Below are 25,433 nucleotides of genomic sequence, written 5' to 3' on the forward strand. Positions count from 1 at the left end.
GGTGGAAAGCCTGGCGTGATGAGTTGAGAAAGAAACTCATCACACCATAACGCATTATAGTTCAACACTTTACGCATGAATGTGATGAGTGATGAGTTTATACAAAAAACTTTTTCGGTTTATTTCCGTCAGTTATCCGGCCCGCTGTCGTCATGGCAACAAGGCATTAAAATAACACTATCACGCCTGCCGTAAGGCATGAGCCACAAGCCTGAAACATAAAAGGACTACTTACAGAAGCCTGCCGGCTTCATAGCTTACAACTCTTTCTGCCGGATTGCAGTCCGGCAGAAAGCGGGAAACAGTACCGGACACAGCATATCCGGCACAGCCAATAATCAAAGGGCTTATCTGCCAAGATACGTCAATACTCTATCTTATCGTCTTTCTGCGCCCACATCTCAAAAGCCTTGATGGCCTCGTTGCGCATCATCTCCTCTGACGACAGCTTGCGGCCTTCACGCGGCAGAGCCAGCTCGTCGTAGATAAACGAGTCGTCAAATCCGATGTTCTTGGCATCGGTCTTGTTGTTGGCAAAATAAACCTTCTTCAGTCTTGCCCAATATATTGCGCCAAGGCACACTGGGGCACGGCTCACACGCGTAAAAATCTCGCAGTCGCTTAGGTCGAACGTACCCAAGGCGGCAGCTGCCGCCCTTATGGCGCTCACCTCTGCGTGGGCTGTAGGGTCGTTGTTTGCTGTCACGCGGTTAACTCCCGTTGCAACAATCTCGCCGTCGCGGGCTATCACTGCTCCAAAAGGTCCTCCGCCATTGTTGACATTATCAATCGAAAGCTCTATGGCCTTACGCATAAGTTCGTCTTTTGTCATAATGATTTCTTTTATTAACGTTTGAAACAATCATACACCAGGCAGCTGCCGCAGCACGGCCTTGATGCAAGGGCGCACCTGAAGTATGGCATCTGCCGGCATACCGCAGCAAATATACTAATTTATAAATTATAAAAAGAAAATAGACAAATTAAATAATAATTATTTCAACTATTTATAAAAAAATGTGGACAATGCTTCCAGCTGTCATCTGCCGGTTTTCCACAACCGCTCACTATACTTATGCCAGCTCTTTGTCTCACATTAAGCAGAACGGCAAATAACAAACAAGCGCTCAGCCAAGATCAGGCGTCAAGCTCTGCCTACGGGCTTATCAGGCGTAGTAACCCTGACAGGAAAACAACGAAAAAAAGCGTGTCAGAATGCATACAAAAGCACATTCTGACACGCCTTCTTGATTAGTATATAAGAATATTTGCTTTAGAATTCAGCATTTTTCGGAGTACGCGGGAACGGTATCACGTCGCGTATGTTCTGCATACCTGTAACGAACAGGATAAGGCGCTCGAATCCGAGACCGAATCCTCCGTGAGGGCATGATCCGTATTTACGTGTGTCGAGATACCACCACATATCCTTCATCGGGATGTTGCGCTCGTTGATTTCGCCTATCAGCTTGTCGTAGTTCTCCTCACGCACGCTTCCGCCGATAATCTCGCCAATCTGCGGGAACAGAACGTCGGTGCCCTGAACAGTCTTGCCGTCCTCGTTAATCTTCATGTAGAACGCCTTTATGGCCTTAGGATATCCGGTCATGATGACAGGCTTCTTGAAGTGCTCTTCAACGAGATAACGCTCGTGCTCGCTGGCAAGGTCCATGCCCCAGCTTACGGGGAACTCGAACTTATGACCGTTCTTAACGGCCTCTTCAAGAATATTGATACCCTCTGTGTACTCAAGACGAACAAAAGAACCGCTGACAACTGACTTGAGTCGCTCTATCAGCGTCTTGTCTATCATCTTGTTGAGGAACTCAAGGTCGTCCTTGCAGTTGTCCAAAGCCCACTGAACGCAGTATTTGATGAAGTCTTCCTCGAGGTCCATCAGGTCGTTGAGATCGATGAATGCAACCTCAGGCTCTATCATCCAGAACTCGGCCAGGTGGCGCGGAGTGTTTGAGTTTTCGGCACGGAAAGTTGGTCCGAAAGTATAGATGGCACCCAGAGCCGTTGCTCCGAGCTCGCCCTCGAGCTGTCCGCTCACGGTGAGTGATGTCTGCTTACCGAAGAAGTCGTCGTCGTAGGTTATCTTGCCTTCGTCGTTCTTCTTAAGGTCGTAGAGGTTCTTGGTTGTAACCTGGAACATCTGTCCTGCACCCTCACAGTCGCTGGCAGTGATGAGCGGTGTGTGGAAATAGAAGAATCCGTGATCGTGGAAATACTTGTGGATGGCTATGGCCATGTTATGGCGTATGCGCATCACGGCTCCGAAGGTGTTGGTACGAAGGCGCAGATGTGCATACTGGCGCATGTACTCGAAGCTCTGTCCCTTTTTCTGCATCGGATAGTCGCTGGCGCAGAGACCGTAAATCTCAATCTCACGGCACTGCAGCTCTACCGTCTGTCCTGCTCCCTGGCTCTCAACCAGCTCGCCGTTGACATTGATGCATGAGCCTGTGGTTATCTGCTTGAGCATGCTCTCGTCGAACTTTGACGGATCGACAACTACCTGTACGTTCTTTATTGTTGAACCGTCGTTAAGCGCGATAAAGTCTACTGACTTGCTGCTACGGTGGGTACGCACCCATCCTTTTACGTTGACGACAGCGCCGAAATCTGTGCGCTGAAGCACGTCTACGACTTTTGTTCTCTTGATTTTTTCCATTTTGTTATATGTTTTGACAGTAATCCGGCGCATGCCTCAGCCATGCTGTCGGCCATGTGGCACAAACAGAGCCGCAGGCCTGCACCAAAATACGTTTCGTCTAAAAAGCTTCAGCCTTTAATTCTGATTGTTGTACTATTATTCAAAAGCTCCCATGCGCAGCATGTCAACTTCCTTCTCTGTGAGGAAGCGCCAGTCGCCGCGGCGGAGATTCTTCTTAGTCAGACCAGCAAAGAGCACACGGTCGAGCTTGACAACTCTGTATCCGAGGCTTTCGAAGATACGGCGGACAATACGGTTCTTGCCGCTGTGTATCTCGATGCCCACCTGGCTCTTGTCTGTTGCGCTGGCATACTCGATGGCGTCGGCATGCACCTCGCCGTCTTCAAGAGTTATGCCTGTGGCTATCTGCTGCATGTCGTGAGCAGTAACCTTCTTGTCGAGGAAGACGTGATAAATCTTCTTCTTCAAGAATTTAGGATGAGTGAGCTTGCTGGCCAGATCGCCGTCGTTGGTGAGCAAGAGCACTCCTGTGGTGTTTCGGTCAAGGCGTCCTACGGGATAGATACGCTCCGGACATGCGTTCTTTACGAGATCCATCACAGTCTTGCGCTGCTGCGGGTCGTCGCTTGTTGTAACACAGTCCTTTGGCTTGTTGAGAAGCACGTATACCTTCTTCTCCATTGACACCTTCTGATCGTGGAATCTGATGTCGTCAGTGCGCAGAACCTTTGTTCCGAGCTCTGTAACAACCTGTCCGTTAACGCTGACCACGCCTGCCTGTATGAACTCGTCGGCCTCACGGCGGCTGCAGATACCTGCATTGGCCAGATACTTGTTAAGTCTTACGGGCACTGTCGGGTCGATGTTGGCCTCTTTATATTCTATACGCTTCTTCTGGCTGTACTTTGCGTTAGGATCATAATCAGGGGTACGCTGACGGTAACCGCCGCGCTGCTGATATGCCGGCTGACGCTGCGGACCATAGCCGCCGCGCTGATAGCCACCGCGCTGATAAGAGTTCTGACGGGGCTGATAGCCGCCCTCGCCTCCTCCGTTGTTGTAACGCGGACGATAGCCTGCCGACTGGCGGGGCTGATAGCCGCCGTCCATGCCCTGATTGTAGTTCTGGCGGTAGGGCGAGCCCTGACGCTGGCCATACTGGTTCTGGCGGGGCTGATAGTTGCCGTCGGCATCGCTGTTATAACGCGGACGATATCCGCCGCGCTGCTGCGGCTGATAGCCCTGACGCTGCTGATAGCCGCCCTGCTGTCCGCTGTTGTAGCGCGGACGGTAAGAACGCTGCTGACCTCCGTCTGACTGGAGCGCTGCGCCGAATCCCTCAGGACGGAAGCCTGCTGAATCGTTATTATAGTTTCTGCTAGATGAATATGCACGCTGTACCTTGATGCGCGGACGCATAGGTCTTTCTCCGTTACGGTAGTTTGTGTTTTCAGCCGGTTTGTAGCCCTCACGGCTTACCTCGTTTTGTCCGGCATACATACCTTCTTTCTTGTTTTCTAAATCTTCTGTCATATTATTTCAGATTAATGCCTCACGGCGGTTTGTAATTATGTTATTTCTATATTTTGTTCTGCTACATTTACTAAGACATTCAAACAAACAGGCATCCACACGGCCGGTAGTCAATACTGAAGCCGCGGGCGATGCCTTGCTTATTATATTCCGGTGTAATTGTGAGGCGTTATGGCCATAAGCTCAGCCTTAACCTCATCGCTTACATTCAGTTCTTTGATAAATTGATGTATTGTTTCTTCTGTCATTTTATGGTTAGTACGTGTAAGTGCCTTGAGAGCCTCATACGGATGCGGATAGGCCTCACGGCGCAGTATGGTCTGAATGGCCTCAGCCACAACGGCCCATGTATTGTCGAGGTCGGCACTTATCTTCTCTTCGTTGAGTATGAGCTTGCGCAGTCCTTTCAGTGTGCTCTGTATTGCGATGACAGTGTGTCCGAGAGGCACGCCGATGTTGCGAAGCACTGTAGAGTCGGTAAGGTCGCGCTGCAGACGGCTTACGGGCAGCTTCTGTGCCAGGAACTGCAGCACAGCGTTTGCTACGCCGAGGTTGCCTTCGCTGTTCTCGAAGTCAATAGGATTGACCTTATGAGGCATTGCGCTCGAGCCAACCTCACCGGCCTTGATCTTCTGCTTGAAGTATTCCATTGAGATATACATCCAGAAGTCGCGGTCAAGGTCTATTATTATCGTGTTTATGCGGCGCACGGCATCAAGCACTGCACCCAGACAGTCATAGTTGCTTATCTGTGTGGTCCACTGCTCGCGCACGAGTCCGAGTTTCTCGCTGACAAACTTATTGCCGAAAGCCTTCCAGTCGTACTCGGGATATGCCACATGATGGGCATTGTAGTTACCCGTAGCACCGCCGAACTTGGCAGTAAGCTCACACTGACGTAAAGAGTCGAGCTGCTTCTGCAGACGGTATGCGAACACCATAACCTCCTTACCGAGACGTGTGGGCGATGCAGGCTGTCCGTGAGTCTTGGCCAGCATGGGCACCTCTTTCCACTCTTCGGCATAGTCGGTGAGCTGCTTTATGAGCTCTTCCACCTGCGGAACCACAACATCGCAAAGCGCCTCCTTAAGCGAGAGCGGCACTGAGGTGTTGTTGATGTCCTGCGACGTCAGTCCGAAATGAATAAACTCCTTGAACGGCTCGAGACCGCCGATGGCGTCGAACTGTTCTTTTATGTAATACTCCACGGCCTTAACGTCGTGGTTTGTGATGCCTTCAATTTCCTTGACACGTGCCGCACCGGCTTCGTCAAACGTAAGATAGATGTCACGCAGACGTCCAAACAGCGAATGGTCGAAATCCTTGAGCTGAGGGAGCGGAAGCTCGCACAACGCAATAAAATATTCGATCTCCACACGTATACGGTAACGTATGAGAGCATACTCAGAAAAATAGTCTGCAAGCCGTTCGGTCTTGCCTCTGTATCGGCCGTCTATCGGAGAGATGGCAGTAAGTAAGTCAAGATTCATAACTAATACGTATTAACGGTTGCAAAATTAATAATTTAAATCGATTTAATGGCACTTACAGACAATAAAAGTTTGTTATAAATTGCATTTTTATAAATACAGGACAGGCAACACACGCAAGCGGCAAAATCATGACAAGAGTGTGCATAAAGAAAAAACCGACAGCACCTTGGTGTTGTCGGTTTTGTGTGGGCGTTGACGGATTCGAACCGCCGACCCTCTGCTTGTAAGGCAGATGCTCTAAACCAGCTGAGCTAAACGCCCTTGTTCTTGTAAGCGAGTGCAAAGATACGGCGTTTTTTTCTTTCCGCCAAATTTTTCGCGAACTTTTTTTCATTTTTTCTTAAATTTAGTTCCTAAACAGGCATTTTTTGCCTAAAATGCACCAATAATCCAATTATATGCAAGACTCACCGCACATAACGCTCAGAGCTCCTCACAGAAAGCAGCAATGGACGCTGACATACGGAACAGGCACTAATATTCCGGACGAAGACATGAAATCAGCAAAACCAACGAGGACTCATGCGCGAAGAAAAAGCGACAGCCGCCACACGGCAAAAACAACCTAACACCACGACAAATAAAAGGATACCGGCTGCATGCCTTGCACAAGGCAAAGGACGCAAGAACTGTCTGCAAAATGCCGACGCCAACAGGCATTCGCACTCACCACACAACCTTCTGACAATCAACGCATTACAAAAGGGCACATTTTAGGCGGCAAAAGGTGTCCTTTTAGCCTGCAATTTGTATCCTTTCGCAACATAAAAGGACGCAAATCAGAAATAAGACAGCGCACAAAGAGCCAACCGAGTGCAACGAGCGCAAACCAAGCATACAATAATACATGCATCAAGCCGAGACATTGCGCATCCCAACCGTCTACAGCCATTCTTTCTACATCAACCGCAAGAACTCCTCACCTACACTACCCGACAATGTATTTCTACAAAAAGATTAAACCAGCAAAGACAAAAGGATACATACAAAACCGCCGACAACAAAGCTGATCCGAAATTCAAACACACATCTATAGAGCCGCCACTGTATTAACCATCAACCGGTCATTATACCGCACATAGCTTTATCAATTTTGTGTATTCATGCTTTCAGCCCGCCTTTTTGTTTCTATAGGCGTCTTTTGTTCGCTTTTTCATGACATAGTCAGCCATGCCTGCAAAATCCAACAAAAAGGAGCTAAATATAAAGCAATAATACAGACCGAATCATAATAACAGATTGGGGTTAAAGCAAGACACAAAAACTATCAGGAAAACATACCATACAGGCCACGACTGCAGCAAAACGAAGAAAAGACAGACAAGCGGCAACAATGACAATAAACGAAAAATGCCGGACAAATTGTCCGGCATTCTGTTTTGATGTGGGCGTTGACGGATTCGAACCGCCGACCCTCTGCTTGTAAGGCAGATGCTCTAAACCAGCTGAGCTAAACGCCCTTGTTCTTGTAAGCGAGTGCAAAGATACGGCGTTTTTTTCTTTCCACCAAATTTTTCGCAAACTTTTTTCAAAAAAAGATGCCCCGACATGTCGGGGCACCATTTAAACTTTAACTGATATGGAATTTTACTTTGCAATCTCAACAGTAGCGCGACGGTTGTATGAAGGAGGAACAAGTGTGTCTACACCGCCCTTAGCCTCAATCTGGATGTTTTCTCTCTTAACACCCATCTTAACCAATTCGTCAGCAACTCTCTCTGCACGTTTCTGTGACAGAGCACGGTTGTATGCAGCAGGACCTGTTGCATTGTCAGCATATCCGGTAACAATCAACTTAGCGTTGTTGTCCTTAGAATAGTCTGCAAGATTCTTAACGTTAACAAGGTCTTTTCTTGAAGCGATTGTAGACTTGTTGATGTTGAAGAATACAGAAACAGGATTTGTTATATACTCTTTCTCAACCTTTGTTGTTGCATTAGCAGTTCTGTTTGCAAGCTCGTTCTTCAGACGGCTGTTCTCTGCCTTCTCGTCTGCAAGCTGAGCATTGAGAGCGTCGAGCTGTGACTGTGAAAGAGCCTTGATGGCGTCTACATCAGGAACTTTGTTCCATGTGCCCTTACCTACGTTGTAAGTGATACCAACCTCTGCATAAACGTTGTTAGGATGGCTCATCAGGAAGCCTTCGCCCATATCGGCCGGCATACCGCAGATGTCGCTTTCCATGCGGTTCCAACCAAGTTCGAAGTTGATGGCAACCTTTCTGCTTACCCAGAACTCGTTCAAGATACCTACTGACCAGCCCATTGCATATCTGTTATATGTGCAAGAACGGCCGACACCGGCACCTGCGAAAGGTATGAAGTTCCATACACGGTCAGGATTGTAGCCACAGAACATATTGCTGAGGTTGAACATTACCTGCTCATTCAAGATCCAATACTTGTTGCCGTTGCCTTTGTTCTGATCGCTGTAAACAGCCTTACCCCAGATTCCCTGCAGCTTTGTACGGAGACCTATTCCAGGTGTGAACCATTTACCGATGGCGATAGAAGCTCCAGGGTTAGAACGGAATTTCTTGAAGGGGCTCTTTGACCAGCCTCTGCCATCTTCATAATTACCATACCAAGCGTTCCATTCAGCACCGGCCTGAATAAACCAGTTGCTCCAGAACGAATTTGTAGCAACGCTGTACTTTTCAGTAGCGTCGTTCTCCTGCGCCATTGAGGCAACAGAAGCACCTGCTAAAAGTAATACAATTAATAACTTTTTCATAACTCTTAATATTAAACAATCAATAAAAATATGTCAAATGTCTTTATATACAAAGCGTATCTTCAAGTGCAAAGATAGCAATATTTTTCAATTAAACACGTTTTTTGTAATTTTATTTTCACATTTTCAGCAAAGAATGTAAACCATTATTAAAACGCATCAGCAAAACAAGTTATCAATGTCATGTTGCTTAAGCATGCCTATCACAGGCTTGCCGTCAGGAGTGTAGTTTACGTTTGAGCACGTAAACAGTTCGTTAACAATACTTTCCATCTCCGCATTGTCGAGCACTTGTCCGTAAGGGATGGCTGCACTTTTTGCCAATTGCAGTGCCAGTGCGCTGTTTATACCTTCCGTCGGCCCTATTCCGGTTTCAATAAAATCATCCACTATATTCTTCAACAGCTTTACATAGTCAACGTCTTCAAGTCCGGCGGGAATTCCGTTTATCGAGTAGCTGCCGCCTCCAAGAGAAGCGAGGTCGAACCCTATATTGGCTATTTCGTTGCTTATCTTATCTATAATCACGGTTTCGGAAGGAGAAAACTGTATCATCTCCGGGAACAATATCTGCTGCGAGCTGCATCCCTTTCCGTTAATCTGCGAGAGATAGCGTTCATAAAGTATGCGCACATGGGCACGATACTGGTCGATAACCATCAAACCAGACTTAACGGCAGTCATGATATACTTTCCCTTATATTGATAATGTGCAGGTGACTTCTCGTCTATAACGCTGCCTCCGCCCGAGATAATCGTTCCTTCCGGTTCAGGCTGGGCTACATCAGGCATAAAGAGGCTTTGCTCTTCGCCGCCGCTCACTCCTTCATAGAGTGTTTCCCATGAGTCAGGAACCGTTCTACGGTTTGATGGCACACTGCCTGCTGACGTCTCCTTGAAAGGATTATACTCCGGATTAAAGTCAAGCTTGGGAGCTGAAGTGCCGCCCACAGAGGGGTCGAACACCGGTATATCCGGCCTTCCTTCAGTATCGAAGTCTATCGAAGGAACATCATTAAAGCGGCCGAGAGAGTCTTTAACGGCAGCCATAAGTATCTGCCATATAGTCTGCTCATTCTCAAACTTTATCTCGGTTTTTGTAGGATGGATGTTCACATCGATGTCTTCTGGATTGACATCGAAGTAAATGAAATAAGGCACCTGCTCGCCCATAGGTATAAGGCGGTCGAAAGCCGTAAGCACGGCCTTATGAAAATACGGATGCTTCATATATCTCCCGTTGACAAAGAAATACTGATGAGAGCATTTCTTACGGGCGGCTTCGGGCTTGCCGACAAATCCCGAGATATTGCATACCGTTGTCTCTACGTTAACGGGCAGTATGTCGTGATTGAGTTTCTTGCCGAACACATCTACTATACGCTGTCTCAGGCTGCCTTTACGCAGGTTGAACATCTCCACGCCGTTGCTATGGAACGTAAAGTTTATCTGCGGATAAACAAGCACAATACGCTCAAAAGCAGCAAGGATGTTATTAAGTTCCGTAGAGTTAGACTTCAAGAATTTACGTCTTGCAGGGACGTTGAAGAATATATTGTTTACAGAAAAGTTGCTTCCTATAGGACATGAAACAGGCTCCTGGGCCATAACCTTAGAGCCGGAAATTGTGATGTGCGTTCCGAGTTCGTCATCTGCAGTGCGTGTCTTCAGTTCAACCTGAGCCACGGCAGCGATAGATGCAAGTGCCTCGCCACGGAATCCCATTGTATGAAGAGCAAACAGGTCGCTTGCCTGGCGTATCTTTGATGTTGCATGACGTTCAAACGACAGGCGCGCATCGGTTTCAGACATGCCCTTGCCGTTGTCTATCACCTGTATCGAAGTGCGCCCTGCATCGGTAACCAGGACCTTAATCGTATCTGCTCCGGCATCAACAGAATTTTCAACAAGTTCCTTGATTACAGATGCCGGACGCTGTATAACCTCACCCGCAGCAATCTGATTTGCCACAGAATCAGGCAGAAGCTGTATAATGTCACTCATGATTTTTCAACTAATTAAAATAAAGCAAAAACTTCCAAACTACAACAAGCAGGACAATCAGCAGCAGGATGACACCCGTACTAAGGATGAATCCGCCGGACAAACGCCGTTCGCTGCGGCGCCTTGCATATTTCGTAGCGTTAAGAAAAGCACCTCTTATGCGGTCTTCATGGCTTGACTTGCCTTTGTCGTCTGCCACACCAAGCTCCCGTTTCGCACGTTCCTCCACATTCTTCAATACATCCTTACGTTCATCAGCATACAGGTATTGATGCTGAAACCCACGCGGTCTGCGCTGCTTGAACAGTCCCATAAGCTTATTTGTTGTCTTTTAGCTCAACATCGGTCTTGGCCTCTGTTTTTGTTTCTCCACCCGGCGCAGTCTGAACGTCAGAATCCTTTACGCTGTCGGATGCAGGAACTGGAGCAGATTCCGGCTTACTTTCCGGTGAACTAGCCGTTTTCTGTTTTTCTGACGCGCCATCTGCAGACGATGTTTGCTTTGCGTCCGCTCCATCAGCCGGCTTCGACTGTTCTGCGCCTGCAACAGGCTTAACTTCACTTTCAACAGAAACAACAGAGCCGGAACTTATATGCTGCAACGGTGCCGAACGGCGCGGAATGTTCTTTAGCTCTGTGCCGCTCTTCTTGCCGCGCCATACGAATATGTCATTCTTGTCAAGCGGCCTGACATAGTCAAACCATGCAAACGACGGCAGCTTAGACTTTGCCACAGGTGTCTGTGTGATAGGATACATAACATTCTGACTCTTGCATGTCCAAAGAGTTTCCAACTGTCGGTTTCTCATGAACATACGCATCGTGTCAGTCTCAATATATGCCATGTTGGTGAGCGAGCTGTCCTTGTCTTCTTCAAGGTAATACACGGCAAGCACGTTGCCTATCGCCTCGGTCTTGCGTATTTCTCCATTTTCAAAATATCCGAACATCTCTCTCGAAGATATCTGATTAAAATGGATGCTGTCGGGCAACTGCTCTATCGAAAGAGCCTGATTTATAACATGTGCGCGGTCAATGGTCGAGTCTTTCATGAACACCTCGATTACCTCACCTAACAGCTGGCGGTTAGCATTCCATGTTATCGGGTCTTTATACATTATGAGACACGAGTCTTTCGTGTTGTAAATCAGAGAGTCGCAAACGGCCTGAACATCCGGTCTGAACGCCCTTACCTTATTATAACAATGAGCCACACGATAAACAGAGTCGGTGTTTATGTTAAAGGTGTAAACCTTCATCGTGTCAGAATGCAGATAAAGCGTGTCACGCTGAGAGAAATCCATCATCACGGCGCTGTCTGTTGCGAAGGCAAAACCAGTCTTTTCATTATACCAGAAGTAGTTGCTGTTCAGCTGATTCTTGTTAAGCGAATCCTTGTACACAACATTATGAAAGCCCTGACTTATACCTGTCTTTTCGTTATAGAACAGACTGTCGCCCGTAAGTTCCTTACCGTTGTTGGTAAGACGCGACCGTCCGTATAGGCGGGCTTTCTCCTTATTGGTGTCATAATATCCCTGAGATGTATATATCGTGCTCTTTCCCGAAGTGATTTTCGACGGTCCAACGATATGCGCCATTGAAGTACGTGTGTCATAATGGAGCGTATCTGTGGTAAGAACAAACTTAGGATTCTTCAGATTTACATTATAATTGAACACGGCGTTGCGTGTTTCCGTGTCATATTCGCCCCAGTCAGAAACCAATACGTTCTTCTTGTCGACCATCTTTCCGCCCTCAAAGAAATATCCGATGCCGTAAAGACGGTCATAGTTAAGACTGTCGGTGTAAAGCGTGGTGCCCCTATGCTTCAGCACAACGTTGTAGCGTGCCTCGGCCATCTGGTCGTTACCGTCATAATAAGCATAGTCGCTGAACAACGAGAGGGTGTCTCCCTGATACATCTTCACATGTCCGAAAGCCTTAAACGAGTTTGACTCCTGATAAAGATACGCACTGTCACAGAACAGGCGCGCACCATTATGTCTGAATGCCACACGCCCCTTAAGCACCTGGGCCGTAGGGTTGTCGCCGAACATGTCATAATTGGTAACATCGGCATGAACAAGATAGACGCGCTCGTTTGTACTCTTGCGCGGTTTCTTCTTATTCGGCTGGCGTGATTGGACCACACTAAGTCCAAACAGGCACAGGAGTACCACAATCAGTATCCTATGCCCGCTGAATAAGACTTTTATTCTATTGTTTGTTGTCATTTAACCCAACCTTGATATTCAAAGTTACAATTCTTATAACGATCGTTTATTCGTATATACGTATTCTTTATCTTATCCTTTATCCAGTCTTTTATGAACTCTTCCTTGCGCTTGGCAAGCACGATGTTCTTCATCGTCTGAAAATCTTCGGTTATCGTAGCCCTGTGCATCTCCACGCGGCTCTTCAGCTTTGCGACGACACAAACGAGCTTACCGTTTTTCTCATTGATCATCTGGAAAGGAGCCGACACCTCACCAACCTTCAGCGTGTCTACCACACGTGCTATCTCTGAAGGCAGATTGCGGAGCTGGAACTTACTTGTACGTCCTGACTCGGTGGTGTTGGCCATCAGACCGTTGTTGTTGCGGGTATCCTTATCGTCTGACAGGAATGACGCTGCCTGCTCGAAGGTGAATTTGCCCGCACGTATCTCGTCTGCTATAGAGTCAAGCTGCATTGAAGCTGTCTCGATAGCCTCATTAGAAACGTTAGGCTTAAGAAGGATGTGTCTTACCTTAATCTTGTCGCCTCGCTTGTCTATAAGCTGGATGATATGATATCCGAAGTCGGTCTCTACGATTTTAGATATCTTCTTCGGATCTGTAAGGTTGAAAGCCACGTTAGCGAAAGCCGGATCGAGCATGCCACGGCCTACATAATCAGGAAATTCGCCACCCATACGGGCTGTACCCGGATCTTCCGAATAAAGCTTTGCCAATGCCGTGAAAGAAGTCTGGCCGCTGGTGACCATCTCGGTGTAATTGCGAAGTTCGTTCTTTATACGGTCTATTTCGGTCTGCTCCACTTTCGGAGTACGTGTTATAATCTGTACTTCAACCTCTGTCGGAACCATAGGGATACTGTCTTCGGGCAATTCGCTGAAATATCGACGCACATCAGCTGGCGAAACTGTGATGTCCTCAACGAGCTTCTCGCGTTCTCTTTCAATGAGAAGACGGTCTTTGAAGTCATCGTGAAGTGATATTCGCAGCTCAGCAAGACTCTTTCTCTTATACTCCTCCAGACGTTCCTTGTTGCCGTCGACCATCTGAAGCCATGCGCTTATCTGATGCTCAACACTCTGAGCCACCTCAGACTCGCTGACCTCGATACTGTCTATCGCAGCCTGATGCAAGAACAGCTTCTGCACGGCCAACTGCTCAGGAATGGTGCAGTCGGGATCACCTTCCCACTTGACGCCTTCCATCTCGGCCTGCATACGGGCCATTTCGACGTCAGACAAAAGTATTGGCTCGTCACCGACAACCCATATAACCTCGTCGACCACGCTTGCCGGATCGGCAGAATCAACGGTGTCAACCTTTGCAACCGAGTCGTTTTTTGCAACGTCTTTATCGTCGCCACCCTGTAAAGGCCGTGCGCTTACAGTGGCAAAGAACACCATCGATACTACGGCCCATAAGGCTGTTTTGCTTCTAGATCTCATTATTTAGAATGATTATTTACTGTTTTCAACACATCATAATATACTTCCACGGGATATTTCTTTCTGAGGTCGGCCACCCACTGCTTCTCCAGCTGGTCCTGATAGTCGGCCGTAACCAGTCCGCGAACATCCTCGTAGCTTTCGGGCTTACGCTTAAGTATCTTTCCGTAAACAGCATCGATAGGGAAGTTCTTGACCGGAGTAACCACGGTGTCTTTCTTAAACACCATCTTGTCGATAAATGCGTTGTCGCCGGCCTTGAATATACCTTTCTCGACGCGTATTCTCAACACAGAGTCGTTGTTGAACGTAACGCGCAGCTTCTCAGCCCATTCGTCAAACGGAACATCCTTCACGCAGTTCTTAACAGCCTCTACGTCTTCATTCTGCTTGACGTGGTATACCATACCCTTGTATCTGGGTTCGTCCCAATAATATCTTTTCTTGTTCTTCTTGAAATATGCGGCAAGTCCGGCATCGTCTTTTGCGGCCTTGTCCCACACCATGCGGTTGCTTATCTCATAAAGCAAGAGTCCGTCGTGATATTCCTTGATAAGATTCTTCAGGTCAGAGTCCTTGCTTGCCATCTCTTCGGCCCTTGCCTCGAGGATGTTCTCTTTGGTAAGTTTTCCATCAGACTCTTTTACAAGTTCTTCAAGCTTTTTGTCAACAATTCTCTCACGTGCGCCGCGTGCCTCGATAAAGCGTATGATATCTGTCTTCAGCGTGTCGAACGGCTCAAAAGCCTTGCGGTCCTTCATGAGAATGATGTGATAGCCCACAGGTGAGAGCACCGGTTTGCTCATTTCGCCGGTTTTCAGAGCATAAGCTGCATCTTCAAACTCCTTGAGCGTCTGTCCGGGCTGAAGCCAGGGCAGTTCTCCTCCGTTCTTAGCCGAACCCGGATCCTGCGAATATTTCTTGGCAAGCTCGGCAAAGTCGGCTCCGCCTTTCAGCACGTTGTAAAGCGAGTCGGCGCGCAGGCGTGCCTTCTCGAGCTTCTCAGCAGGGGCTTTCTGCTCAACATATATAAGTATGTGTGCAGGCTTTATCAGTCCGCGCTCGCCGATACGCTCCTTTGTCTTGTCGTAAACCAGGCGTGCCTCGGCCACGATGTCAGAGTCGTTGACAAACGACGGACGTACCTGCTGGTCGCGATACATGGCAAACTCTTTCTTAAACGAGCTGAGCGTGTCGAGCTTGGCATCATAGGCTGCTGCGACCTTAAGTTTGTAATTGACAAACAAGTCGACGTATTCGTCAACAGTCTTCTTGTCGATTACGTCGTCAGAATTGTTCTTATTATATGAATACTCAAACTCAGAGCGTGTCACTGGCACCCCGTTGATTTTCATTACAACGGGATCGTCGTGCTGAGCAAGAGCCATGCTCCCACAGAGGAGCATGGCTACAAAAAGCTTAAAAGATTTCATTTCTTAATATTGCGGTATTTAAATAATACTCATCTCGGCTCACATGCGAGCCTCTATACATGCCGGTTATTCAGGGCGTGAGTAGTTGGGAGCCTCACTTGTGATAGAGATGTCATGAGGATGGCTCTCGAGCACGCCTGCATTTGTTATGCGCACAAACTTGGCATTATGAAGTGCCTGTATGTCGTTGGCTCCACAGTAGCCCATACCTGAGCGCAGACCGCCCACGAGCTGATAGATAACCTCCTGCAGAGTGCCTTTATAAGGAACGCGGCCGGCAATGCCTTCGGGCACAAGTTTCTTAACATCCTTAGTCTCTGACTGGAAGTAGCGGTCCTTAGATCCGTTCTCCATGGCCTCGAGACTGCCCATTCCGCGATAGCTCTTGAACTTACGTCCGTTGAAGATTATTGTGTCGCCGGGGCTCTCTTCTGTTCCGGCTACCAGCGAACCGATCATGACGCAATATCCGCCGGCTGCAAGAGCCTTGACAACATCGCCTGAATAGCGCAGACCGCCGTCGGCAATGAGAGGAACGCCTGTACCCTCGAGGGCGCAAGCCACGTCATAAACAGCGCTGAGCTGAGGAACGCCCACACCGGCAACGACACGTGTAGTACAGATACTGCCCGGACCGATACCTACCTTTACGGCGTCGGCACCGTTATCAACGAGCATCTTGGCAGCAGCGCCTGTAGCCACGTTACCCACAACGATGTCTACACCGGGGAATGAGTGTTTAGCCTCAACAAGCTTCTCGATTACATATTTAGAATGTCCGTGAGCTGTATCTATCACGATAGCATCGGCATTGGCGTCAACAAGAGCCTGCATACGGTCGAGCGTATCAGCTGTAACGCCTACTCCGGCAGCAACGCGCAGACGTCCCTTGGCGTCCTTGCATGCCATAGGCTTGTCCTTAGCCTTGGTGATGTCCTTATATGTGATAAGTCCTACCAGTTTGTTGTCGTTGTCAACAACGGGCAGCTTCTCTATTTTGTTTTCCTGCAGAATGGCAGCCGCAGCTGTAAGGTCTGTCTGGATGTTAGTCGTTACAAGATTCTCGCTTGTCATTACCTCGTCGATCTTACGGTCGAGAGTGCGCTCGAATCTCAGGTCGCGGTTTGTAACGATACCTACCAGATGGTTTTCGTCATCAACGACAGGAATACCACCGATATGATATTCTGCCATCATGGCCAGAGCCTCTCTTACGGTAGAACCGCGGCGGATTGTAACAGGGTCGTAAATCATACCGTTCTCTGCACGCTTAACAATGGCAACCTGGCGTGCCTGCTCCTCTATCGACATGTTTTTGTGTATAACGCCGATACCGCCTTCGCGGGCTATGGCTATAGCCATGGCCGACTCTGTCACGGTGTCCATTGCGGCCGTAACAAAAGGAACGTTCAGGCTGATGTTGCGCGAGAACTTGGTTTTCAACTCTACCGTCTTTGGCAGTACTTCCGAATAAGCTGGGATTAAGAGGACGTCGTCAAAAGTCAGACCGTCCATCACAATTTTATCTGCAACAAATGATGACATATATTTATTTAGAAATTTATTGCGTGCAAATTTAGCAAAAAAAATCCATATCAGACGCCACAAACGTCATTTTCTTTTCTAATTAATGCTATTTAACGCAGCCCGCGGCAACGGCCGGCGACATGCCGAAAACATTAAAAAGCAGCCTTTTTGAGCATACTGTTTGGCGGTTTTTATGTTTTAGTCGACAAAATCGGCCAACAGACCGCATATAGTTTAAATAGGCAAGCACATTACCTCCTTCATCCGTCTTTGTTTTTCTGCTACAATCTTGCCGTCATCCTTCTATTGACACTGCACGCTGTTCAGCGAAAAAACTTACGACACTGCGCTCAATACGCCACGAAAATACAGCCAAACGCCAACAACCGGCTTGGACAAAAACAGCGACCGACGTCAAGCCACGGAACTTCCTGATATACAGCGCATTGCAATACATGGTCTTTTGCCTGCCAATATGCCGCATATTACACGATAAAAGGTGGCCTTTCGCAATGCAAAAAGCCACCTTTCATCAACTATGTTATTATCTGTACCTAAGCCGCAGGATGTCAGCCGCCATTGTTCAGGCTTGTCCCGGCCTAGGATTAGTTGCCCATGTCTGATATAAACTTTATTCTAACCAGGCGAATCTCGTCTTCACTATAATCATCGCCAAGCTCTTCCATGGCAGTCTCAAGGTCGTCGGTCTCGCTCTCCTTGAAGTAGTCGTAGATGTCGTCCACATGGTCGTCGTCCATCACTTCCTCGAGGAAGTAGTCAATGTTTATTTTTGTTCCGCTGTAGACGATGGCCTCAACCTCATCGAGCAGGTCCTCAAAGTCGATGCCCTGTGCATCAGCAATGTCGTCGAGGGCTATCTGCCGGTCGATGCTCTGTATGATTTTCACCTTCAGCACCGACTTCTTTGCCACTGTACGCACACGCAGGTCTTCGGGGCGCTCTATGTCGTTCTCCTCGCAGTGTTTCTTTATCAGCTCGACAAACTCCTTGCCGTAGCGGCGTGCCTTGCCTGCTCCCACTCCCTGAATGTTCTGAAGTTCTTCGAGAGTTATAGGATAAACGGTGGCCATCTGCTCCAGCGACACATCCTGGAAGATGACATAAGGCGGCAGCTGATGCTTGCTGCTGACCTTCTTGCGCAGGTCTTTCAGCATGGAATACAGCATCGGGTCGAGTGCTGCACCTGCTCCGTCGCTTACTTCCTCTTCGTCCTCTTCGTTGAAGTCGTTGTCCTTCACGATCATGAACGACTCAGGATTCTTAATGAACCTCTTGCCGGCAGCAGTAAGTTTCAGTATGCCGTAGTTCTCCACATCCTTCTTGATGTATCCTGCAATGAGTGCCTGACGTATCACCGGATTCCAGAGTTTTTCGTCCATATCCTCACCTGAGCCGAACTCGTCAAGCTTGTCATGCTTGTGAGCCACTATGTCGTTGTTGTCTTTTCCTTCAACAAAGTCTATGACATAGTCTGTCCTGAAGTCCTCCTTTATTGCCGCTATGGCCTGCAGCACAACGAGCAGCGCATCCTTGGCCTCAATCTTCGTCTTCGGATGCAGGCAGTTGTCACAGTTGCCGCAGTTGTCCTTGTCGTACACCTCGCCGAAATAATGCAGAAGCATCTTTCTGCGGCACACGGAAGACTCGGCGTATGCGGCTGTCTCCTGCAGCAGCTGGCGGCCGATGTCCTGTTCGGCAACAGGCTTTCCCTCCATAAACTTCTCAAGTTTTCTGAGGTCTTTATATGAGTAGAATGCTATACACTTGCCTTCCCCACCGTCTCTACCGGCACGGCCGGTCTCCTGATAGTAGCCTTCAAGACTTTTGGGTATGTCGTAATGAATCACAAAGCGCACGTCGGGCTTGTCTATTCCCATACCGAAAGCAATAGTGGCAACGATTACGTCGAGGCGCTCCATCAGGAAGTCGTCCTGTGTTGCCGAGCGTGTAGACGAGTCGAGACCGGCATGATATGCCGCAGCCTTGATATCGTTGGCACGCAGCACTGCGGCCAGTTCTTCGACCTTCTTGCGCGACAGACAATAAATGATGCCGCTCTTGCCGGGGTTCTGCCTTATGAACTTAACTATCTGCTTGTCTATATCCTTCGTCTTATGCCTTACCTCATAATAAAGGTTCGGACGGTTGAACGAACTCTTGAACTCTGTTGCGTCGAGTATTCCGAGGCTCTTCTTTATATCCGTTCTAACCTTGTCGGTGGCCGTAGCCGTAAGCGCTATCACCGGGGCATTGCCAATCTCGTTGATAATCGGGCGTATACGGCGGTATTCAGGACGGAAGTCGTGTCCCCATTCAGATATACAGTGTGCTTCGTCTATGGCATAGAAAGAAATCTTAACAGTCTTGAGGAAGTCGACATTATCCTCCTTTGTGAGCGACTCAGGCGCAACATACAGCAACTTGGTCTTGCCGGCCATGATGTCGCTCTTAACATGGTCGATGGCCGACTTGTTAAGAGAGGAGTTAAGATAATGAGCCACCCCGTCGCTCTCGCTCATGCCGTTGATCACGTCAACCTGATTCTTCATCAGTGCAATGAGCGGCGATATCACTATTGCCGTGCCGTCCATGATGAGCGACGGCAACTGATAACACAACGACTTTCCGCCTCCGGTAGGCATAAGCACAAACGTGTTCTTGCCATCGAGCAGATTGCGTATAATTGCTTCCTGGTCACCTTTAAACTTATCAAAGCCGAAATATTGCTTCAGTTTTTCTGTAAGATTAACTTCCTTGTTCATATAGTTAGTAAGCAGAGTTTCCCGGTTTTATGTTACTTTATATTTAAGAGCCTTGCCGGCTTAAGCACTCTCCAGCTTTTCGAAGTGAGCCTTCTCGAGCTGCTGGCGTGCATAGTCGAGAGTTACTTCAAATGTCTTGACGCGCTTTGACGGAACTTCAAACATTGCATCCATCATAACGCTCTCCACGATAGAGCGCAGTCCGCGTGCTCCGAGCTTGTATTCCATGGCCTTGTCGACGATGAAGTCGAGCGAGTCCTCTGTGAACGACAGCTCAATGCCGTCCATCTCGAACAGTTTGATATACTGCTTTATTATGGAGTTCTTTGGTTCTACGAGTATCGACCTTAGAGCCTGACGGTCTAACGGGTTGAGATATGTCAGCACCGGCAGACGGCCGATAATCTCAGGTATCAGTCCGAACGACTTGAGGTCTTGCGGCAGGATGTATTTCATGAGATCGTTCTTGTCGATGTTGCGCACGTTCTGCACCGAGTTATAGCCCACCACATGAGTGTTGAGCCTCTGTGCTATCTTGCGCTCGATGCCGTCGAAGGCTCCGCCGCAGATAAACAGAATGTTCTTGGTGTCTACATGAATATACTCCTGGTCGGGGTGCTTGCGCCCGCCCTGTGGCGGTACATTCACCATCGAGCCTTCAAGCAGCTTGAGCAGTCCCTGCTGAACGCCCTCGCCGCTCACGTCGCGTGTTATGGAAGGATTGTCGCTCTTGCGCGCAATCTTGTCTATCTCGTCGATGAACACGATGCCGCGCTGCGCAGCCTCAACATCATAGTCGGCCACCTGAAGCAGTCGGCTCAGTATGCTCTCAACATCCTCGCCCACATATCCGGCCTCGGTGAACACCGTGGCATCTACAATGGTGAAGGGGACATCGAGCAGCTTGGCTATGGTGCGCGCCATGAGGGTCTTGCCCGTACCGGTGCTTCCCACCATAATTATATTGCTTTTCTCTATCTCTACGCCGTTGTCGTCTTCCGGTTGCTGAAGTCTCTTGTAGTGGTTATACACCGACACGGCCAGACAGCGCTTTGCGTCGTCCTGACCGATGACATACTGGTCGAGATATTTCTTTATCTCGCGCGGCTTCGGCACCTTCTTAAGTTTAAACTTAGTATTTTGCTTTTGCTTGTCTTCGTCGAGCAGTCCTGTCGACTTAACTATCTCGTAAGCCTGCACGGCACAGCTCTCGCATATATATCCGTCAACGCCCGTTATGAGCAGCTTGACGTCTTTTTCGCTACGTCCGCAAAAGCTACAAACTTTATTCATCCGATTGTCGTATATTTATATTTGTATTGATTAAGCTCCGTGTGCTTGGAGCTTCACTCTTCATGCATTATTTTTCCTGTCCCTCGCTCTGTACAGGAGCTGCGGCCTTTCCGCCTTTTCTGACAAGCACATTGTCTATCATGCCATACTCCTTAGCCTCTTCGGCCGTCATCCAGTAGTTGCGGTCAGAGTCTTTCCACACCTTGTCGTAAGGAGTGTGAGAGTGGTCAGATATTATGGTGTAGAGCTCTTTCTTGAATTTCATTATCTCCTTGGCCTCAATCTCGATGTCTGAAGCCTGTCCCTGCACTCCGCCGAGCGGCTGGTGTATCATCACGCGGCTATGAGTAAGAGCCGAGCGCTTGCCTTCTGTTCCGGCAACGAGCAGCACGGCAGCCATAGACGCAGCCATGCCCGTGCATATAGTGGCCACGTCGCTCGATATGAACTGCATGGTGTCATATATGCCAAGTCCGGCCGTAACGCTTCCGCCGGGGCTGTTTATATATATAGATATGTCTTTGCCGGGATCGGTCGAGTCGAGATACAGCAGCTGAGCCTGCAGCGTGTTGGCTGTATAGTCGTCAATCTGTGTGCCCAGAAATATGATGCGGTCCATCATAAGACGTGAGAACACATCCATCTGGGTTACGTTGAGCTGGCGCTCCTCCAGGATGTAGGGGTTCAGATACTGAGCCTGAGCTTTCATTACGTCATCGAAGACCATACCGCTCATGCCAAGATGTCCGGTAGCGTATTTTCTAAAATCGTTCATAATTATTATAGTTCATTTTTCGTAGAAAGAAAGGAGGTTACCGACCCTTTCTATCTGTTCTTAGGAACAAAGATAATAAAAAAAGTCGATAACCTCCTAACATGCGGAAGTTTTTTATAAAAAAATATTTTTTATTCTGCCTGCATCATTTTGTTGAATTCCTCGAGTGTTGCAGTCTTGTTCTCGAGCTTAACAACGTTCTTGAGGATTTCTGTCAGCTTGCGGTCAATGCTGCGGTCAACGAAAGAGTCGATATACTCTCTCTTTTTCAGCATATCCTTGGCATAGTTCTCGATATATTCCTCAGGAATGTTGTTCATGCCATACTGAGCAAACTGTGCCTTGGCAGCCTCTTTGGCTGTCTCCTCGATGTCAGCGTCCTCAATCTTAATGCCGTTTGCCTTAACGAGCTGCTCCTTGATGAGGTGCCATGTAAGCTCCTTGATGCTCTGCTCGTAGTTCTTCTCAACAAACTCCTCGCCCTTGTCCTTGTTGTTGTTCAGCATTATGCGCTTCAGCAGGGCATCGGGATATGTAAGAGCGCCTACCTTGTCAACAAGATACTTGCGTACATCCTGGATGAACTTGAAGTCAGAGTCAACGGCAAACTGAGCCTTGAGTCCCTCTGCAATCTTCTCGCGGAAGTCTTTCTCGTCCTTGATTACGTCCTTGCCGTAAACCTGGTCGAAGAGTTCCTGATTTACCTCAGCCTTAACATAGCGAGATATCTCAGTAATCTGATAGCTGAAGTCGGCAGTCAGGTCGGCAACTTCTTCCTTCTTCATCTTGAGCAGTGAAGAAACCTCGATGTCGCTTTCAGGATAAGCCTTCTTCGGGTTGAATGTGATGATGTCGCCCAGCTTGGCTCCGTCGAAGAGTTTCTTCTGGTCTTCCACCTTAATATATTCAGGCATGAGCACTGCACCCTCAACTGTGATGCCGCCCTCCTTAGTGTTGCCGTTTTCGTCGAGCTCGCGGATGTCGCCCTTCAGCATGTCGTTTGCCTGATAGTCCTCTACCTTGTCGTAGTGGCCGGCACGAGATGCGAACACGTCTATCTGCTGGTCGATGATCTTGTCGTCAACAGTTATTGTGTAATAGTCTATTGTGTCGTCGCCTGTCAGTTCAGCCTTGAACTCAGGAGCAACAGCTATATCGAACATAAATGTGTAGGGAGCTTCCTTCTCCATGTCTACCGGCTCCTGCTTGTCTGAAGGCAGCGGCTCGCCCAGCATCTGGATGTTGTTGTCTTTTACATATTTGTAAATCTGCTCGCCCAGCAGCTTATTGATTTCGTCAACCTTGGCAGTTGTTCCAAACTGTCTCTTTATCATGCCCATGGGCACCATGCCGGGACGGAATCCGGGCACGTTAGCCTTCTTGCGGTAGTTTTTCAGTGTCTTCTCGACATTCTCTTTGTAGTCAGCCTCTTCGACTGTCAAAGTCAGCAGTCCGTTGACTTTGTCGGGATTTTCAAATGAAATTTTCATCGTTTAATGTTTATATTGTTTTTAAATTATTAATCAAATTGAGGTGCAAAATTAGTCAATATTGACGTAATTACCTAATATAATAGGAAAAAACCTGCAAAATTTATCATTTTAAACATCTCGGCTGAATATTTCAGCATATTTTTTTGACAATTTTATACCAAAGATTCTACATCGCCAAAGTATGGAAAAATTTAGCTCTTGCTTCATACAAGCACCTTATTGTCAATACTTACGGAAACACCACACAACAGAAAATGCCAATACATAGGGTTATAAACGTAAATAAATCCACTTCTCCAGCATTTTGATACGATCTGCCGGCTAATCTAGAAATTGTCCGACAACATTGGATACATTTTCAAAAAACATGACATAATAAACCGGAATATACGTCACACCATTTTCCATATAGACATTCTGCTCATTGGACAGCACATAAGCCCTTTTTATGTTATACTCATCATTAGACAAAAATTTATCCAAAGCGCTGTGAATGGTATAATCTTTTCCTGACTTAACCTCTATTGGGATATTAGACAAGTTGTCGGCATCATCAATCAAGTAGTCAACCTCACCATTTTTTTTATTATCATAATAGTATAATTCATACCCATGAGCTTTCAGTTCCTGGGCAACAACAGTCTCATAAACCGAACCGAGATTTATGCTCCTCATATCAGACATCACGGCAGTGATATTGTTACGATAAAAAATACCGGATAATATACCCACGTCATTTAAATAAAGCTTCAGCAAATTCTTACCGCTGTTTTCAACCAGAGGATAAGACGGCTTGCTTATAGCCTTTACTTCAAGGGCTATGCCGGATGATATGAGATAGTCAAACTCATCCAGATAATCATTAGTCCTTTTCCATGTCTTATTCTCAATATCTTTTATCACCACACGTTTCTTCTTGTTCTCAAGATTTGAAGGTATCATGTCAAAGATGCGCCGTATTTTCAGTTTCCGGCTGTGTTCTTCTTCATATTTCGACGCATCTATTCCATATAATGTATGAACCTCATTCTGAACGGACCTGAACTCAACAACGTTGCGGCTCTTTACAAACGTATCAACAGCCTTGGGCAGACCACCTACCAGAATATATTTCTTAAAAAGATCTATCATCTTTTTGTGCATGGTATCCGGCAGCGCCTGAAGATTATTAAATTTCTCTCGCATTGCCTCAACAGCATCTTTTCCGACACCATTAGCATAGAGAAACTCCTCGAAGTCCATTGGATACATATGTACTATATCCAAACTTCCTATCGGCACAGACTGCGTATTCTTCAATGTCACGCCTAACAGCGAGCCACTGGCAATATAAGTAAATTTCTTTTCTCTCATCAAAAATTTAACCAAAGTCAGAAGATGGTCATAAGCCTGTATCTCATCTATGAACACAAGCGTGTTTGCCTTATCTTTCATCTTGTCGCCGGCAACTAGACTCAAGGCCATATAAAAATCACTTGTAGTCTTGGCTTCAGCAAATACTCTGTCGCCCAACTTATCTTCTTCCATATTTATTTCAATATAGTTAGAAAACATTTTTTTCCCGACCCAGCTGATTATATACGACTTTCCAATTTGTCTTGCTCCGTCAATCAACAACATCCTGTCTGAATCTGAAGAAAGATATTCTTCTATACGGCTTGCAATTTTTCTGTATAACATAATATTTATATTGCCTTTTAATTCACTGCAAATATAATGTTTTTTTGGCATAAAGGTGCGTTTTCCTATAAAAATCAGCCCTAAAAAACTGCGTTTTCCTATAAAACAAGGCTCCCAAAAGGTGCGTTTTCCTATAATTTCAACAGCAAAAAAGGTGCATTTTCCGAAAAACCTTTGCCTGAACAAGGCATACACAAAAAAGTTTTGATAAAAACTCGTCACTCGTCACAAAGGCATATAAAACACTGGAATACAACGCATTACAGTGTGACGAGTTGTATTTTCAACTCATCACGCCAAAGTCTCCAAGCCAAGGATGTG

General features: G+C 47.3%; 16 protein-coding genes and 2 tRNA genes. All 18 read right to left on the bottom strand.

Features of this window, described 5'->3' with window-relative positions; all coding sequences use genetic code 11:
* Positions 1-364: 364 nt before the first annotated feature.
* The 18 genes from ACU52_RS13460 to ACU52_RS13545 all read right to left on the bottom strand — a co-directional run bounded on the left by ACU52_RS13460 (position 365) and on the right by ACU52_RS13545 (position 25,112).
* A complete protein-coding gene (locus ACU52_RS13460; protein WP_053399167.1) occupies positions 365-832 on the bottom strand; it encodes a nucleoside deaminase in 468 nt (155 codons plus the stop codon).
* A gap of 441 nt (positions 833-1,273) precedes the next feature.
* Positions 1,274-2,677, bottom strand: a complete 1,404-nt coding sequence (gene asnS, locus ACU52_RS13465; protein WP_053399175.1) for an asparagine--tRNA ligase — start codon at positions 2,675-2,677, stop codon at positions 1,274-1,276.
* Between the two features lie 138 nt (positions 2,678-2,815).
* Positions 2,816-4,213: a pseudouridine synthase gene (locus ACU52_RS13470; protein WP_053399168.1), complete on the bottom strand. Its 1,398-nt coding sequence runs from the start codon at positions 4,211-4,213 to the stop codon at positions 2,816-2,818.
* A gap of 143 nt (positions 4,214-4,356) precedes the next feature.
* The gene (gene purB, locus ACU52_RS13475) at positions 4,357-5,703 is read right to left on the bottom strand and encodes an adenylosuccinate lyase (RefSeq protein WP_053399169.1); all 1,347 of its coding nucleotides are present in this window, start codon (positions 5,701-5,703) and stop codon (positions 4,357-4,359) included.
* A gap of 189 nt (positions 5,704-5,892) precedes the next feature.
* Positions 5,893-5,967, bottom strand: a tRNA-Val gene (locus tag ACU52_RS13480).
* Between the two features lie 1,124 nt (positions 5,968-7,091).
* Positions 7,092-7,166: transfer RNA gene (locus tag ACU52_RS13485), tRNA-Val, on the bottom strand.
* A 127-nt stretch (positions 7,167-7,293) separates the two neighbouring features.
* Positions 7,294-8,439, bottom strand: a complete 1,146-nt coding sequence (locus ACU52_RS13490) for an OmpA family protein (RefSeq protein ID WP_021854215.1) — start codon at positions 8,437-8,439, stop codon at positions 7,294-7,296.
* Positions 8,440-8,598: 159 nt separating this feature from the next.
* Positions 8,599-10,443, bottom strand: a complete 1,845-nt coding sequence (gene mutL / locus ACU52_RS13495; protein WP_021854216.1) for a DNA mismatch repair endonuclease MutL — start codon at positions 10,441-10,443, stop codon at positions 8,599-8,601.
* Positions 10,444-10,453: 10 nt separating this feature from the next.
* Positions 10,454-10,756: a hypothetical protein gene (locus ACU52_RS15410; protein ID WP_053399170.1), complete on the bottom strand. Its 303-nt coding sequence runs from the start codon at positions 10,754-10,756 to the stop codon at positions 10,454-10,456.
* A 4-nt stretch (positions 10,757-10,760) separates the two neighbouring features.
* Positions 10,761-12,680 carry an OstA-like protein gene (locus tag ACU52_RS13505; protein WP_082335301.1) on the bottom strand — a complete coding sequence of 640 codons (1,920 nt, stop codon included), beginning with the start codon at positions 12,678-12,680 and terminating at the stop codon, positions 10,761-10,763.
* Complete coding sequence (locus ACU52_RS13510; protein WP_053399171.1) at positions 12,677-14,128, bottom strand: peptidylprolyl isomerase; 1,452 nt, start codon at positions 14,126-14,128, stop codon at positions 12,677-12,679. The genes ACU52_RS13505 and ACU52_RS13510 overlap by 4 nt, the downstream gene beginning before the upstream one ends.
* A complete protein-coding gene (locus ACU52_RS13515) occupies positions 14,128-15,561 on the bottom strand; it encodes a peptidylprolyl isomerase (RefSeq protein WP_021854220.1) in 1,434 nt (477 codons plus the stop codon). Before ACU52_RS13515 ends, ACU52_RS13510 begins: the two co-directional genes overlap by 1 nt.
* A 66-nt stretch (positions 15,562-15,627) precedes the next feature.
* Positions 15,628-17,106 (bottom strand): IMP dehydrogenase, encoded by a 1,479-nt coding sequence (gene guaB, locus ACU52_RS13520; protein WP_021854221.1) that lies wholly within the window; start codon positions 17,104-17,106, stop codon positions 15,628-15,630.
* A 587-nt stretch (positions 17,107-17,693) separates the two neighbouring features.
* Complete coding sequence (gene recQ, locus ACU52_RS13525) at positions 17,694-19,871, bottom strand: DNA helicase RecQ (protein ID WP_021854222.1); 2,178 nt, start codon at positions 19,869-19,871, stop codon at positions 17,694-17,696.
* A 60-nt stretch (positions 19,872-19,931) separates the two neighbouring features.
* Entirely contained in the window at positions 19,932-21,164 is a 1,233-nt protein-coding gene (gene clpX / locus ACU52_RS13530; protein ID WP_053399172.1) for an ATP-dependent Clp protease ATP-binding subunit ClpX, read from the bottom strand.
* Between the two features lie 67 nt (positions 21,165-21,231).
* Entirely contained in the window at positions 21,232-21,939 is a 708-nt protein-coding gene (clpP, locus tag ACU52_RS13535; RefSeq protein WP_053399173.1) for an ATP-dependent Clp endopeptidase proteolytic subunit ClpP, read from the bottom strand.
* Between the two features lie 131 nt (positions 21,940-22,070).
* The gene (gene tig / locus ACU52_RS13540) at positions 22,071-23,429 is read right to left on the bottom strand and encodes a trigger factor (RefSeq protein WP_021854226.1); all 1,359 of its coding nucleotides are present in this window, start codon (positions 23,427-23,429) and stop codon (positions 22,071-22,073) included.
* Positions 23,430-23,753: 324 nt separating this feature from the next.
* Positions 23,754-25,112 carry an ATP-binding protein gene (locus ACU52_RS13545; protein ID WP_053399174.1) on the bottom strand — a complete coding sequence of 453 codons (1,359 nt, stop codon included), beginning with the start codon at positions 25,110-25,112 and terminating at the stop codon, positions 23,754-23,756.
* Positions 25,113-25,433 lie beyond the last annotated feature (321 nt).

It is taken from the genome of Xylanibacter rarus (assembly GCF_001275135.1).
Taxonomy (GTDB): domain Bacteria; phylum Bacteroidota; class Bacteroidia; order Bacteroidales; family Bacteroidaceae; genus Prevotella; species Prevotella rara.

Coding starts and splice junctions, on each gene's coding strand:
- ACU52_RS13460 (WP_053399167.1), bottom strand. CDS start 832: ATGACAAAAGACGAACTTATGCGTAAGGCCATAGAGCTTTCGATTGAT.
- asnS (WP_053399175.1), bottom strand. CDS start 2,677: ATGGAAAAAATCAAGAGAACAAAAGTCGTAGACGTGCTTCAGCGCACA.
- ACU52_RS13470 (WP_053399168.1), bottom strand. CDS start 4,213: ATGACAGAAGATTTAGAAAACAAGAAAGAAGGTATGTATGCCGGACAA.
- purB (WP_053399169.1), bottom strand. CDS start 5,703: ATGAATCTTGACTTACTTACTGCCATCTCTCCGATAGACGGCCGATAC.
- ACU52_RS13490 (WP_021854215.1), bottom strand. CDS start 8,439: ATGAAAAAGTTATTAATTGTATTACTTTTAGCAGGTGCTTCTGTTGCC.
- mutL (WP_021854216.1), bottom strand. CDS start 10,443: ATGAGTGACATTATACAGCTTCTGCCTGATTCTGTGGCAAATCAGATT.
- ACU52_RS15410 (WP_053399170.1), bottom strand. CDS start 10,756: ATGGGACTGTTCAAGCAGCGCAGACCGCGTGGGTTTCAGCATCAATAC.
- ACU52_RS13505 (WP_082335301.1), bottom strand. CDS start 12,680: ATGACAACAAACAATAGAATAAAAGTCTTATTCAGCGGGCATAGGATA.
- ACU52_RS13510 (WP_053399171.1), bottom strand. CDS start 14,128: ATGAGATCTAGAAGCAAAACAGCCTTATGGGCCGTAGTATCGATGGTG.
- ACU52_RS13515 (WP_021854220.1), bottom strand. CDS start 15,561: ATGAAATCTTTTAAGCTTTTTGTAGCCATGCTCCTCTGTGGGAGCATG.
- guaB (WP_021854221.1), bottom strand. CDS start 17,106: ATGTCATCATTTGTTGCAGATAAAATTGTGATGGACGGTCTGACTTTT.
- recQ (WP_021854222.1), bottom strand. CDS start 19,871: ATGAACAAGGAAGTTAATCTTACAGAAAAACTGAAGCAATATTTCGGC.
- clpX (WP_053399172.1), bottom strand. CDS start 21,164: ATGAATAAAGTTTGTAGCTTTTGCGGACGTAGCGAAAAAGACGTCAAG.
- clpP (WP_053399173.1), bottom strand. CDS start 21,939: ATGAACGATTTTAGAAAATACGCTACCGGACATCTTGGCATGAGCGGT.
- tig (WP_021854226.1), bottom strand. CDS start 23,429: ATGAAAATTTCATTTGAAAATCCCGACAAAGTCAACGGACTGCTGACT.
- ACU52_RS13545 (WP_053399174.1), bottom strand. CDS start 25,112: ATGTTATACAGAAAAATTGCAAGCCGTATAGAAGAATATCTTTCTTCA.